12 protein-coding genes, 1 tRNA gene and 1 pseudogene are annotated in these 12966 nt (G+C 70.0%); 11 read left to right on the top strand and 3 right to left on the bottom strand.

The window, feature by feature from the left end:
* Positions 1-225: 225 nt before the first annotated feature.
* The 6 genes from DJ82_RS01330 to DJ82_RS01305 all read left to right on the top strand — a co-directional run bounded on the left by DJ82_RS01330 (position 226) and on the right by DJ82_RS01305 (position 6190).
* Entirely contained in the window at positions 226-756 is a 531-nt protein-coding gene (locus tag DJ82_RS01330) for an NADPH-dependent FMN reductase (protein WP_094580872.1), read from the top strand.
* Positions 757-843: 87 nt separating this feature from the next.
* Entirely contained in the window at positions 844-1389 is a 546-nt protein-coding gene (gene hjc, locus DJ82_RS01325; RefSeq protein WP_094522048.1) for a Holliday junction resolvase Hjc, read from the top strand.
* A gap of 73 nt (positions 1390-1462) precedes the next feature.
* Positions 1463-2395 (top strand): serine/threonine-protein kinase Rio1, encoded by a 933-nt coding sequence (gene rio1 / locus DJ82_RS01320; RefSeq protein WP_094522047.1) that lies wholly within the window; start codon positions 1463-1465, stop codon positions 2393-2395.
* A gap of 102 nt (positions 2396-2497) precedes the next feature.
* Entirely contained in the window at positions 2498-3040 is a 543-nt protein-coding gene (locus DJ82_RS01315; protein WP_049983967.1) for a KH domain-containing protein, read from the top strand.
* Between the two features lie 340 nt (positions 3041-3380).
* Positions 3381-5033 carry a thermosome subunit alpha gene (gene thsA, locus DJ82_RS01310; RefSeq protein ID WP_094522046.1) on the top strand — a complete coding sequence of 551 codons (1653 nt, stop codon included), beginning with the start codon at positions 3381-3383 and terminating at the stop codon, positions 5031-5033.
* Between the two features lie 500 nt (positions 5034-5533).
* Positions 5534-6190, top strand: coding sequence for a lactate utilization protein (locus tag DJ82_RS01305; RefSeq protein WP_094580878.1), 657 nt, complete (start codon positions 5534-5536; stop codon positions 6188-6190).
* Positions 6191-6413: 223 nt separating this feature from the next.
* On the opposite strand, the gene DJ82_RS01300 is transcribed toward DJ82_RS01305, so the two are convergent.
* Positions 6414-6487 (bottom strand) — tRNA-Lys (locus tag DJ82_RS01300).
* Positions 6488-6610: 123 nt separating this feature from the next.
* Between DJ82_RS01300 and DJ82_RS01295 the strand changes: the two genes are divergently transcribed.
* Complete coding sequence (locus DJ82_RS01295) at positions 6611-7951, top strand: M20/M25/M40 family metallo-hydrolase (protein WP_094580871.1); 1341 nt, start codon at positions 6611-6613, stop codon at positions 7949-7951.
* Here the strand turns inward: DJ82_RS01295 and DJ82_RS01290 are convergent.
* Positions 7927-8632 (bottom strand): annotated as a pseudogene (locus DJ82_RS01290) (hypothetical protein). The gene DJ82_RS01295 and the pseudogene DJ82_RS01290 overlap by 25 nt on opposite strands.
* A gap of 564 nt (positions 8633-9196) precedes the next feature.
* Here DJ82_RS01290 and DJ82_RS01285 point away from each other — a divergent pair.
* The 3 genes from DJ82_RS01285 to DJ82_RS01275 are packed head-to-tail and all read left to right on the top strand — an operon-like array spanning position 9197 to position 10752.
* The gene (locus DJ82_RS01285; RefSeq protein WP_094580869.1) at positions 9197-10093 is read left to right on the top strand and encodes a tetratricopeptide repeat protein; all 897 of its coding nucleotides are present in this window, start codon (positions 9197-9199) and stop codon (positions 10091-10093) included.
* A gap of 22 nt (positions 10094-10115) precedes the next feature.
* On the top strand, positions 10116-10415 hold the full coding sequence (locus DJ82_RS01280; RefSeq protein WP_094527584.1) for a DUF424 domain-containing protein: 300 nt from the start codon (positions 10116-10118) through the stop codon (positions 10413-10415).
* A gap of 10 nt (positions 10416-10425) precedes the next feature.
* On the top strand, positions 10426-10752 hold the full coding sequence (locus tag DJ82_RS01275; RefSeq protein ID WP_094580868.1) for a hypothetical protein: 327 nt from the start codon (positions 10426-10428) through the stop codon (positions 10750-10752).
* A 30-nt stretch (positions 10753-10782) separates the two neighbouring features.
* Here DJ82_RS01275 and DJ82_RS01270 read toward each other — a convergent pair whose 3' ends face one another.
* Positions 10783-11892: an alanine--glyoxylate aminotransferase family protein gene (locus tag DJ82_RS01270; protein ID WP_094580877.1), complete on the bottom strand. Its 1110-nt coding sequence runs from the start codon at positions 11890-11892 to the stop codon at positions 10783-10785.
* A 305-nt stretch (positions 11893-12197) separates the two neighbouring features.
* Between DJ82_RS01270 and DJ82_RS01265 the strand changes: the two genes are divergently transcribed.
* Entirely contained in the window at positions 12198-12947 is a 750-nt protein-coding gene (locus DJ82_RS01265; protein ID WP_094525242.1) for a TrkA C-terminal domain-containing protein, read from the top strand.
* The last annotated feature ends 19 nt before the right edge of the window (positions 12948-12966 follow it).

Below are 12966 nucleotides of genomic sequence, written 5' to 3'. Positions count from 1 at the left end.
GCTCGACCGGCGCTCGGCGGTCGGCGACCGCCTGCCCCACGATCCGCACGCGCTCGTCGGTGAACGTGTCGAGCGTCGCCCGCCAGCCGTCCGTGCCGAAGGAGATCTCGTCCATGCGGGCCAAGTCGGCGGCCGGGACAATAAGGCCCGGTGCCGGTCGCGAACCTTGCGGGGGCGTCGGGCGTCACTCGCCGCGCTTTTGCGCTCGGCCCGCGAAGCGGGACCGTGACACGAATCGTCGCGATCTCCGGCAGCCGGAGCGCGGACAGCACCACGCGGGCCGCGCTGTCGGTCGCGCTCGACGCCGCGAGCGACGTCGGCGCGGAGACGGACACGATCGATGTCGGCGCGGTCGACCTCCCGCTGTACCACCCCGACGAGGACGCGCAGGGCGACAGCGAGGCGCTGACGCGGCGGGTGCGCGAGGCCGACGGCGTGCTCGCCGGGACCCCCGTCTACCGCGGCTCCTACTCCTCGACGTTCAAGAACTTCCACGACTTCTGCGGCTCGACTGAGTACGAGGACACCGCCGTCGGCCTGCTGGCGACCGCCGGCGGGGGCTCCTACGGCGGGACGCTCGAACACCTCCGGTCGACGTTCCGGAACGTCCACGCCTGGACCGTCCCCCACGAGGTCGGGATCAGCGGCGCGTCGGGCGTCGTCGACGAGACCGGGATCGCGGACGACGACGTCCGGGAGCGGACCGAGCGGCTCGGCCGGGTCGTCGTCGAGCACGCGGAGCGGCTCCGGCGGTAGCGGCGGCGGCGCGGTGGATCGTGCGGGCCGCGCCGACCCGCCGCCCTTTTGACCGCCTCGCGCCTACGGCGTCCATGACCGAACCGGGTGACGACGACCGTGTCCGCTAACCGGAAGGGGGACCGCCGCGAGCGCGAGCTGGTGAACGCCCTCGACGAGGCCGGGTTCGCCGTGATGCGCGCGCCGGCCAGCGGCGCCGCGACAGAGCGGGAGCTCCCCGACGTGCTCGCCGGCGACGGCGAGACGTTCTACGCCATCGAGGCGAAGTCGAGCGCGGGCGACCCCATCTACCTCACCGGCGAGGAGGTGGAGGCGCTCCTGTTCTTCGCGCGGAACTTCGGCGCGAAGGCGCGGATCGCGGTGCGGTTCGACCGCGAGGACTGGTACTTCTTCCACCCGGGCGACCTGTACACCACCGACGCCGGGTCGTATCGCGTCAAGAAGGAGAAAGCGCTCGCCGACGGCACCGACTTCCCCGAGTTCGTCGGCGAGACGGAGAAGGTGACGCTCGGCGAGGTGGGCGGCGACGACGGCGACGAGGGGGTCGACCCCGAGCTCGAAGAGCGGCGCGAGATCCTGACGGCGGTCCGAGACGGTCACATGCCGGTCGAGGACGCGCTCGACGTGCTGTGACCGGTCGGCGGGCGGAGCGCTCGCGGCTCGGGACCCCCTCGCTTATCCCTCGCGGCGCCGAACTCCCACGCGAATGAGCGAGGAGTTCGTCCTGTTAGAGCCCGACGAGCAGCCCGGCGACGAGTGGGAGCAGCTGGACGTCTCCGACACGGAGGCGGACCGGATCGCCCTCCGACAGGACCGGGAGTTCGACGAGTTCCGCAAGCGGATCAAGGACACCGAGCAGTTCAAGCTCCAGGAGTCGGTGTTCGACGACGCGACGCTGGCGGCCATCTACAAGCTCGTGCAGGACGGCTACGTCGACGCCTTCGGCGGGCCGGTGTCGACCGGGAAGGAGGCGAGCGTCTTCGAGGCGCTCGGCGGGCAGGCGGGCGAGCGACCGGAGCCCGGCTCCGCGGCCGCGGGCGGCGGTCCGGAGGGCGTCACGCCGGAGCGCGAGGTCGCCGTGAAGGTGTACCGGATCAACTCCTCGAACTTCCGGCAGATGCGCGACTACCTCGAGGGCGACCCGCGGTTCGAGGGGATCGCGAGCGACAAGAAGGCGGTCGTGCTGGCGTGGACCCGCAAGGAGTTCGCGAACCTCGAGCGCGCGCGGAAGGCCGGCGTGCGCGTCCCCGAACCGATCGCGGTTCAGCGGAACGTCCTCGTGATGGAGCTGGTCGGCCACGCCGAGGACCGCGCCCGGCGGCTGAACGAGGTCGACGTGGAGAACCCCGAGACCGCCTACGAGGTCGTCCGCGAATACATGCGCCGGCTCTACCGGGCCGGACTGATCCACGGCGACCTCTCGGAGTACAACATGATCATCCACGACGGCGAGCTGGTGATCATCGACCTCGGGCAGGCGGTGACCGTCCACCACCCGAACGCGGGCGAGTTCCTCCAGCGGGACTGCGAGAACGTGGCGACGTTCTTCACCCGGCAGGGGATCGACGTCGACCCCGACGACCTCCGGTCGTACGTGACGGAACCGGAGGCCGACCCGAGCGGGGAGTCGGGCGAGTGAATCGCGACGGTATCGGTCTCAAGCGGCCGAAGACCCCGTCACGCGACCGCACACCCGGAGCCGGCGGACACGCTTAAAAGGCTTCGCCGGGTATTCCGACGTATGCAACACGTGACGGTTCCGCAGGACCGTATCGGCGTCGTCATCGGCGCCGGCGGCGAGACGATGCGGGAGATCGAAGAGCGGGCGAACGTGCGGCTGGACGTCGACTCGGAGTCGGGCAGCGTCGCCATCGAGGAGCGCGACGACCCCGTCGCCGCGATGGTCGCGCCGGACGTGATCAAGGCGATCGGACGGGGGTTCACGCCGGAGACGGCGCTGTCGATCCTCGACCACGACCTCCGGACGCTCGACCTGATCGACCTCTCCGAGCACACTCGCAACGATAACGACCTCCAGCGCAAGAAGGGCCGGATCATCGGCGAGAACGGTCGCACGCGCGAGTTGCTGGAGGAGCTATCGGGCGCGAACGTCGTCGTCTACGGCTCGACCGTGGGCGCCGTCGGCCAGCCCGAGGAGCTGGAAGTGGTTCGCCGGGCGGTCGGGATGCTGTTGGACGGGGCCCCGCACGGCGCGGTGTACTCGTACTTAGAGCGGATGTCGAACGAGCTCGACGACGACGTGAGCTTCAACGCGCCGCAATAACTGTGAGTTAGCCCCGGCGTTGTCGGCTCAGTCGTTCGCTTATCGGAGACTGTTTCTGCGTCAGCAGCGACCGCCGCCAAAGCCCCCGCCTCCCTCGCACCGACGGGTCGCGGCCCGACAGGCCGCTCACCGGAACGCGCCACCGCAGTCCGTGTATACACGATCGCGCCCCGACGCTCGATCTGTCGTTCTATATAAACACCCGTGATAACGAGCCACATGCCGGAGGAATACCGCCCACCGTGTTGCGGTTTCGCACGACCTGAACGAAGGGTTTATATAGAATCACAAACAATCAAAGGTTGTAATGTCACAGCGCCAGCGGATGGGCAATCAGCCCATGATCGTACTTTCTGAGGAGTCGCAGCGAACTTCCGGAAAGGACGCGCAGAACATGAATATCACGGCCGGCAAGGCGGTCGCGGAGTCCGTCCGCACCACGCTCGGCCCGAAAGGGATGGACAAGATGCTCGTCGACTCCGGCGGGTCCGTCGTCGTCACGAACGACGGCGTCACCATCCTGAAGGAGATGGACATCGACCACCCGGCGGCCAACATGATCGTCGAGGTCTCCGAGACGCAGGAGGAGGAGGTCGGCGACGGCACCACCTCCGCGGTCGTGGTCGCCGGTGAGCTCCTCGATCAGGCCGAGGAGCTGCTCGACCAGGACATCCACGCGACGACCCTCGCGCAGGGGTACCGTCAGGCCGCCGAGAAGGCCAAGGAGATCCTCGAGGAGGACGCCATCGAAGTCTCCGAGGACGACTACGACACGCTCGTCGAGATCGCCGAGACGGCGATGACGGGCAAGGGCGCGGAGAACTCCAAGGACCTCCTCGCCGAGCTCGTCGTCGACTCCGTCCTCGCGGTCAAGGACGACGACGGCATCGACACGGAGAACGTCTCCGTCGAGAAGGTCGTCGGCAGCTCGATCGACCAGTCCGAGCTCGTCGAGGGCGTCATCGTCGACAAGGAGCGCGTCGACGAGAACATGCCCTTCGCCGTCGAGGACGCGGACGTGGCGCTGTTCGACGGCGCCATCGAAGTGAAGGAGACGGAGATCGACGCCGAGGTCAACGTCACCGACCCCGACCAGCTCCAGCAGTTCCTCGACCAGGAGGAAGAGCAGCTCCGCGAGATGGTCGACCACTTCGTCGACATCGGCGCCGACGTCGTCTTCGTCGGTGACGGCATCGACGACATGGCCCAACACTACCTCGCGCAGGAGGGCATCCTCGCCGTCCGCCGCGCGAAGTCCGGCGACCTGAATCGCCTCGCCCGCGCGACCGGCGGCCGCGTCGTCTCCAACCTCGAGGACATCGAGTCGGACGACCTCGGCTTCGCCGGCTCCGTCGCCCAGAAGGACATCGGCGGCGACGAGCGCATCTTCGTCGAGGACGTCGAAGAGGCGAAGTCCGTCACGCTCATCCTCCGCGGCGGCACCGAACACGTCGTCGACGAGGTCGAGCGCGCCATCGAGGACTCGCTCGGCGTCGTCCGCACGACGCTGCTCGACGGGCAGGTCCTGCCCGGCGGCGGCGCCCCCGAGGCCGAGCTCGCGCTGCAGCTCCGCGACTTCGCCGACTCCGTCGGCGGCCGCGAGCAGCTCGCCGTCGAGGCGTTCGCCGACGCGCTGGAAGTCGTCCCGCGCACGCTCGCCGAGAACGCTGGTCTCGACCCCATCGACTCGCTCGTCGACCTCCGCTCCCGGCACGACGCCGGCGAGTTCGGCGCCGGTCTCGACGCCTACACGGGCGACGTGATCGACATGGAGGCCGAGGGCGTCGTGGAGCCGCTCCGCGTCAAGACCCAGGCCATCGAGTCCGCCACCGAGGCGGCCGTCATGATCCTGCGCATCGACGACGTCATCGCGGCCGGCGACCTCAAGGGCGGCGGCACCGACGACGGCGGCGACGAGGGCGGCCCCGGCGGCGCGCCCGGCGGCATGGGGGGCGGCATGGGCGGCATGGGCGGCATGGGCGGCGCGATGTAAGCGAGGTTCTGAAAGAACCTCGATACCGAGCGGGGAGCGAGCGAGGTCGACCGCAGGGAGACCTCGAAGCGAACGGGGCGCGTCGCCCCGTAAGCGCACGCGACCCGCGAGGTGTGAAGTTCGGCGAGAACTCACGCGCCCCATCCGTTCCGACCTGACGCCGACGCCGTATCGCCCCCCGACCGACCGTCGCGCGCCCTCGCGGGCCTCGACGACGCGCGTTTTTTATCGAGACGACCGAGCGCCGAGCCGGTAGCTCGCCGTTCGCGGCGTCGGCCGGTCGCACCGCCGAGCGCTCCGCGCAGTCGCTCTGCCGAGCGCCCCGAGCGGTCACCCCACCGACACGACGATAACACCGGTGTCACCCCCCGACACGAGGGTTCGCGAGCCGTTAAGTGTCGGCCGCGCCTCGGGTGGAATACGAGACGGACCCGGCCGCTCTCGACGTGGACTCGGCCACGGAGCGGCGCACCGCGGTCCCGATTCGCGTTCACTTCACCATGCCACAACAGAAAGCCGACTACGCAGACGACACGGCGATCGACGACGCGCTCGACCGACTCCCCGACGACGAGACCGTCGAAGCGGCGGTGGCGAACCTCGAGGCCAACGGGTTCGAGGTCGTCGTCGTCGACTCGGCGGACGAGGCGCTGGAGGCGGTCGAAGCGCGGATCCCCGCGGGCGCGTCGGTGATGAACGGTCACTCGACGACGCTGGAGGAGATCGGCTTCGACGAGCTCCTGAGCGACGGCGATCACGACTGGGAGAGCCTCCCGGACGAAATCCGGGGCATCGACGACGACGCCGAACGACAGGCCGCGCGCCGGACGGCCCAGACCGCGGACTACTTCCTCGGCGGGATCAACGCGATCGCGGAGACGGGCGAACTCGTCGCCGCCGACCTCTCCGGCAGCCGGATCGGCGCGTACCCGTTCGCCGCCGGCAACGTCGTCATCGTCAGCGGCGCGAACAAGATCGTCCCCGCGCTCGACGACGCCCTCGACCGGCTGGAGTCGGTCGCGTACCCGCTGGAGAACGAGCGCGCGCAGGAGGCGTACGGCGTCGAGTCGTCGATCGCGAAACAGCTCATCTACCGGCAGGAGCCCGAGGAGGACCGGACGACGGTCGTCCTCGTGCGCGAGCGGCTCGGGTACTGAACCGGGTAACGCCGACGATACCGACACACGCTCTGTTTTCCCTTTCGACGCCAGCGAGCGGCGCCGTCGCTCGCCATATTGCTCGCGGCGGTACAGCGGGCCGGGAGGGATTCGAACCCCACTCGCACGGTCGTCTCGCTCTGCTCGGCGCTGCGTGCTCCCTGGTTCGAACCCTCCCTCGTCGACGGCCTCGCGGCTCGCGAAGTGCTCGCCGCGAGAAGCACGGGCCGGGAGGGATTCGAACCCCCGACCGTCCGGTTAAAAGCCGGACGCTCTCCCTAACTGAGCTACCGGCCCAGACACGGATCGGTAGGGACAGACCACGGATAAACGTTTAGAAACCACCCGCGGCGGGCCCGCCGAAACGCCGTCGTCCGCCGGATCCGAAACGGTTTCACGGGCGCCGCCGTCGCCGCGAACATGGACTTCGACATGCGCGGGTTCGCCGCCGACCTCTGTGGGTTCGCCTCCACCGCCGGCGAGGAGGCGGCCGCGGCCGACTTCGTCGAGGAGCGGCTCGGCGACCTCGGCTTCGAGACGTACGCGTGGGACGCCGACGCCGACCTCCTCGCGGGGCACCCCTCCTTCCCGGACGACCTCGACGAGGCGGACGTGACGGGACGCCGGAGCGTCGGGGGCGTGCTCGAACTCGGCGGGGCGAGCGAGAATGGCGTCGACGGCGATCCCACCCCCACGGTCGTGCTGAACGGCCACATCGACGTGGTCCCGGCCGAGCCCGCGGAGTGGTCGAGCGACCCCTTCGAACCGGAGTGGGGCGGTGGCGGTGATGGAGGTGGTGCCGACGGCGGCGACGGCGGCGACGAGACCCTCACCGCTCGCGGCGCGGCGGACATGAAATCGGGGGTCGCGGCCTGTGTGGGCGCGGCGCTCGACGTCCGGGAGTCGGTCGCGGCCGGAGAAGTCGACCTCCCGGAGAGCGGGCTCCGCGTCGTCGTCGAGGCGGTCGCGGGCGAGGAGGACGGCGGGTACGGCGCGGCGACCGCGGCGCTCGCGAACCCGTACCCCTTCGAGCGCGACGCGGCGATCGTCGCGGAGCCGACCGAGCTGCGCCCCGTGATCGCCACCGAGGGGTCGCTGATGGCGCGGCTGGAGCTGAGCGGCCGGAGCGCGCACGCGGCCACGCGCTGGCGCGGCGAGGACGTCCTCCCGCGGTTCGAGGCGATCCGGGAGGCGTTCATGGACCTCGAAACGGAGCGCGGCGAGTCGGTGACCCACCCCCTGTACGCGGAGTTCCCGGTGCCGTGGCCGGTGGTCTGCGGGCGGGTCGAGGCCGGGTCGTGGGCGTCGACGGTGCCGGCGACGCTCGCCGCCGAGTTCCGGATCGGGGTCGCGCCGGGCGAGACGGTCGACGAGGTGGAGGCGGCGTTCCGCGCGCGGTTGGACGAGGTCGTCGCCGAGGACCCGTGGCTGCGCGAGCGTCCGCCGACGTTCGAGCGGTTCTCGGTGCAGTTCGAGGCGAGCGAGGTCGCCGTCGACGAGCCGGTCGTCGAGGCCGCACGGGCGGGGTTCGTCGACGCCGGCCTCCCGGACCCCGAGCCGACCGGCGCGACGTACGGCGCCGACTCCAGACACTACGTCGCGGCGGGGATCCCGACCGTGTTGCTGGGGCCGGGGACGGTCGCGGAGGCGCACTACCCGGACGAGACGATCGCGTGGGAGGAGGTCGAGCGCGGGCGGGAAGCGATCGCGGCCGCCGTCGGCCGGTTCGCGGAAGGCTACTCGGACGCGCCGGCGAAGTAGCCGTCGAGCGCTTCGGCGACGAGCGCCCCGGGTTCGAGGTTGCGGTTCGAGGCGCGGCGCCGGAGATCCACGTACGTGTCGAGGGGCAAGCGGACGCCGAGAGAGCCGAGTTCGAACCCGGCCTCGCGGACCGCGGCCTCGACGTCGGACCCGTCGTTGACGGCGGAGGCGATCGAGCGCACCTCGCGGACCGTGAGCCCGCCGTCGATGGTCGCCCACGCGAGGAGGTAGCGGTCGGTGCCGCCCAGGCGCGCGACGTGTTTGGCCGCGCTCGGGGCTATCCGACCGCCGGCGACCTGGCGGCGGATCGCCTGCGGGAGGTCGTGGACGCGGGCCCACTTCCGGATGAACGCCACGGAGACGCCGTCGCCCCCGCGCGCTCGGCCGCCGCTTGTACGAGCCGACGCCGCGGAGAGCGCCCGCGCAACGCGGCCGCCCCCACGCAGCATCCAGGACTTGTCCTCGTCGCCGACCGTCCGCCGGCCGCCGAAGCGGGCCACCGTCTCGGCCGCCTCGGCCACGCGTCCGGGGTCGCGGTCGAAGCCGACCGCCTCCGCGGCCCGCTCGCCCCTCACTCGGGTGGCCCGGACGACGGGCTCGCCGACGGGAGAGCGGCCGGTCTGCGCGAGAGTCTCGTTCATTACCACATTCTTCGACGTACGCAACATAAGCGACCGGCACCGGGGCAGGATTCGCTCCGCGACGGGAGGGCCGCGAGGAACCGTGGGACGGTCCGGCGACGACCCGGACGAGTGAAAGCCGAAGACGGCGCGACGCAATATATAAGTGGGCGAAGGCGTCACCGTAATTTATAAACGAGCGGGTGGCGCGTGCCGACGAGCGCCCACCGGGCCGAGTGCACCGCGAGGGAGTCTGGTCGCCCGGAGCGAAGCGATGGGCGACCGACGAGCTGGGGAGGGTGAGGTCCGGTGGGACCCAAAGGGGCACCGGGAGGTCGGGCGCAGGCGACGAAAAGCATCCCCAGCGAGGGAGCGACAGCGACCGAGTGAGGAGCGCACCGAGGTGCGCCCGCCTCCCGGCTGGGGCTTTGGAGTTGTTCGCCGCCTCAGAGACGATATACAGCCGAGCGGCTGAGGCTTTGAAATTGTTCGCCGCGGACTGGTCACTTATTTATAAATAACCGACTGCGGCATCTAGAGGGCCCACCGCGTCGTCGACGCCGACTACGTAGCCGTTCGGTCGGCGACGCAACCCTTACGCGTCGTGACCGTCAAACTGCGGCATATGACCGACGAACGCGACGACGACCGCCACGAGTTCTCCGCGGGGCAGGGCGTCGACGCCGACTACGAGGAGTTCACCCTCGACCCCGAGGAGATCGACGCCGACCCGAACACGGTCGACCCCGTCGACTCCCGCGTCCTCACCGACATCCTCGACAGGCGAAACGTCGAGAGCGACGCCATCGACGTCGAGCGACTCATGGACGTCGGCCTCTCGTACATGGGGATCAACCGCTTCGAGGAGGCGACGGAGACGTTCGAGCGCGCCGCCCACTTCGCCGAGGAGGACTCGCTGGAGGCCCAGGAGGCGTGGGTGAACAAGGGCGCGGCCCACGCCGAACTGGAGGAGTACGACGAGGCGATCGGCGCCTACGAGGAGGCGCTGCGGATCGACGACTCGTCGGAGCACGCCGCGACCGCCGAGACCAACCTCGCGTACGCGCTCTGGGAGTTCGGCCGCAGCGAGCAGGCGCTCGAACACGCCGAGCGCGCCGTCGAGACCGACCCGCGCTTCGCCGAGGCGTGGTACAACCGCGGCTTCATGCTGGTCGAGCGCGGGCTCGCCGAGGACGCCGTCACCTGTTTCGACAACGCGATCCGCCTCGGCTACCGGAGCGCGGGCGTCCTCGAGGAGAAGGCGCGCGCCCTCGAAGAGGCCGGCGAACACGAACAGGCCGAGGAGGTCGCCGAGCGCGCCGACGAGATCCGCCGCGAGGCGGAAGGGCAGATGGTCGAGGAACAGACCGGACAGGCCGCCCGACGGACGGTCGCGCGGGCGGGGCGGCGGGGCGGTCGGCGGCAGGCGGCGGCGAGCGGCCGCGGCGTCAAACGGGAGCGCGGCGAGACCGACCGAGGCCCCGCACGGAGCTCCAAGGGCGAGGGGCCCGAGGGCTTCTGAGATGGGCGACGCGGGCTCCGAGATGCTCCTCCGCGAGCGCGAGACCGCGGAGGGGACGCTCGTCTCCGTCTGCGACGCGGACTGCCTCGGCGAGACGTACGCGGACGGCGACGTGACCCTCGCCGTCACCGAGGAGTTCTACGGGGGCGACGACGCCGTCGAGGCGAGCGCCGAGGAGGTCGTCGCCGGGCTCGGCCGCGCGCAGGTCGCGAACATCGTCGGGAGCGAGGCCGTCGGCGTCGCGGTCGAGGCCGGACTCGTCGACGAGGAGACGGTGCTGGAGGTCGGAGAGACCCGACACGCACAACTGCTCTGGCTGTGAGTCGGGTCGTATGAAGCGACTCGGACGGGAGGAGCTCGCGGCGCTGCTGGAACCGCAGCCGCCGTCGGACGCGCTCTGGAACCGCGCTATCGACGCCGAGCGCGCCGTTATCGGCGTCTCGCCGGAGGCCGTGGACGGCGAGAGCGAGGGCGAGGCGGGCGAGCGGGAGCGCCGGAACCGTCGGCGGCGCGGCGAGTCAGGACCGGACGGCCCACTCTCGACGGGCGACATCGTCGACGTCGGCGACGACTCGGTCGTCGTCGTCGCGGTCGAGGAGACGGCGGCCGGCGGGCGGCGCTACCGGATCGACTTGATCGAGCCGCGGGCGGACGGGTGACCCCCGTAACGCAGAGACCGAGGCGACCGCCTACAGGTCCGCGACGTCTTCGATGGCGTCGGTGAGTTCTGTCACGCTCTCGACGGTGTGCTCGCCCATGTGACCGATGCGGAACGTCTCCTCGGCGATGTCGCCGTACCCGTTCGAGAAGGCCATGTCGTACTCCTCGCTCACCGCCTCGATCGTCGCGGCGACGTCGATTCCTTGCGTGTTCTCGATGCAGGCGACCGTCTGCGACTCGTACCCCGCCTCGGGGAACATCGCGAAGTGCTCGTCGGCCCAGTCGTGGACGTACGCCATCATCTCGCGGTGGCGCTCGTCGCGGGCGCGGTGGCCCTCGCCGAGCATGCGCTTCATCTGCTTGCGGTACGCTAACATGATCGGGATGGCGGGCGTCGAGTGGGTCTGGCCCTTGCGGTCGTAGTAGTCGATGGCGCGCCGGAAGCCGCCGTACCACGAGGAGTCCCCCTTCTCGACCTCGCGGTCGTAGGCGTCGTCGCTGACGACGCAGACCGCGAGCCCCGGCGGCATCGCGAACGCCTTCTGGGTGGACGCGAAGATGACGTCGATGTCGTGCTCCTCGATGTCGACGTAGTCGCCGCCGAGCGACGAGACGGCGTCGACGGCGAAGTAGGTGTCCGGGTACTCGCCGATGACGTCGCCCATCTCCTCGATGGGGTTGCGGACGCCGGTCGACGACTCGTTCATCACGCCCGCGACCATGTCGTACCCCTCGTCGCTGGCTTCGAGGGCGTCGCGAACGTCCTCGGGCTTGACCGCGTCGCCCCACTCGTACTCCAGCCGGGTGACGTCCTTGCCGAGCCGCTCGGCGACGTTGGCGTAGCGCTCGCTGAAGCTCCCGCAGGTCGGCACCAGGACGCGCTCGTCGACGAGGTCCAGCGTCGACGCCTCCCAGAACTCCGTCCCGGAGGCGGTGAGGATGATCACGTCGTTGTCGGTGCCGAGGAACTCCTTCGTGTCCTCGACGATGGTCGTGTACAGGTCGGTCATCCGGCCCATCCGGTGCCCGAACGTCGACTCCGTCATCGCCTCGATGACGTCGTCGCGGACCTCCGTCGGCCCGGGGATGTACAGCGTCTTGTCGTCGTAGTCGTCTCGGTATTCGCGTTTCTTCGTCACGGGATCCACCTGTCGAATGGTACCGGGTCGCGAGACGGTATGGTCCTTATGATCCGCTCAAAACGAGGGCGTCGATCGGAGGTCAGACGCGTCACGTGCCGGCGATCGGATGCCTCTGATGCCGGCGATCGGACGCGTCTCGTGCCGGCGATCGGACGCGTCTCGTGCCGGCGATCGGACGCGTCTCGTACTGAGTGCCGAAAGGCGATCCGAGCCCGAGTCGACGGACCGGCACCGGTGAGGGTGCGGGCCGGCGAACTCGTCGTCGTGCGAAATTCTTTGTGCCGTCTGGCAGTAGTTCGAGTATGGGACACCGCCTCGATGAGATAGACAAGCGCGTCCTCTACTACTTCGCGGTGAACGCGCGGAACACGGCGACGTCGGACATCGCCGAGGAGATGGGGGTGACGCCGGCGACGATCCGGAACCGGATCGACCAACTCGAGGACCGGGGAATTCTCCGAAGCTACCTGGCCGACATCGACTACAAGTCGATCGACGGGTACATCACCTACCTGTTCAGGTGCACGGCGCCGATTCCGGACCGGACGCAGGTCGCCCAGTCGGCGTTGGACGTCTCGGGAGTCGTCACCGTCCAAGAGCTGATGTCCGGTTCGGGCAACCTCCTCGTGACCGTCGTCGGCGCCGACACGGACGACATCAACCACGTCGCCGGGGAGCTCTCCGACCTCGGGCTACGGATCGAAGACGAGAGCGTGATGCAGGGGGAGTACCACAGACCGTACGATCCGTTCGGTCCCGAGACCGTCTCGAAAGGGCCGTCGCTGACCGACTTCATGAGCCTCGCGGGCGACGCCGAAGTCGCCGAGTTCTCCGTCTCGGAGGACGCCGAAATCGCGGGCAAAACCATCGAGCAAGCGGTCGACGAGGGACATCTCTCCCCCGACACGCACGTCGTCGGCATCGAACGCGAGGGCGACATGCTCACGCCGAAGGGGCAGACTACCTTCCGAGCCGGCGACATCGTCTCCCTGCTCTCGAAGGCCCCGTTCGAGCAGGGCTCGCTGGGGGCGTTCGGCACGCCGCGGAAGTGAGTTCGGACCGGTCGCCGGC

Origin of the sequence: Halorubrum sp. Ib24, from assembly GCF_002252745.1 — an archaeon.
Taxonomy (GTDB): domain Archaea; phylum Halobacteriota; class Halobacteria; order Halobacteriales; family Haloferacaceae; genus Halorubrum.
Note: the sequence above shows the minus strand (reverse complement) of the source record. Positions and strands in the feature narration are given on the sequence as shown.

What these genes read in the sequence shown, in the direction of transcription:
- rio1 (WP_094522047.1), top strand. Translation starts at nt 1,463, where the DNA reads ATGAGCGAGGAGTTCGTCCTGTTAGAGCCCGACGAGCAGCCCGGCGAC.
- DJ82_RS01315 (WP_049983967.1), top strand. Translation starts at nt 2,498, where the DNA reads ATGCAACACGTGACGGTTCCGCAGGACCGTATCGGCGTCGTCATCGGC.
- thsA (WP_094522046.1), top strand. Translation starts at nt 3,381, where the DNA reads ATGATCGTACTTTCTGAGGAGTCGCAGCGAACTTCCGGAAAGGACGCG.
- DJ82_RS01305 (WP_094580878.1), top strand. Translation starts at nt 5,534, where the DNA reads ATGCCACAACAGAAAGCCGACTACGCAGACGACACGGCGATCGACGAC.
- DJ82_RS01295 (WP_094580871.1), top strand. Translation starts at nt 6,611, where the DNA reads ATGGACTTCGACATGCGCGGGTTCGCCGCCGACCTCTGTGGGTTCGCC.
- DJ82_RS01285 (WP_094580869.1), top strand. Translation starts at nt 9,197, where the DNA reads ATGACCGACGAACGCGACGACGACCGCCACGAGTTCTCCGCGGGGCAG.
- DJ82_RS01280 (WP_094527584.1), top strand. Translation starts at nt 10,116, where the DNA reads ATGCTCCTCCGCGAGCGCGAGACCGCGGAGGGGACGCTCGTCTCCGTC.
- DJ82_RS01275 (WP_094580868.1), top strand. Translation starts at nt 10,426, where the DNA reads ATGAAGCGACTCGGACGGGAGGAGCTCGCGGCGCTGCTGGAACCGCAG.
- DJ82_RS01265 (WP_094525242.1), top strand. Translation starts at nt 12,198, where the DNA reads ATGGGACACCGCCTCGATGAGATAGACAAGCGCGTCCTCTACTACTTC.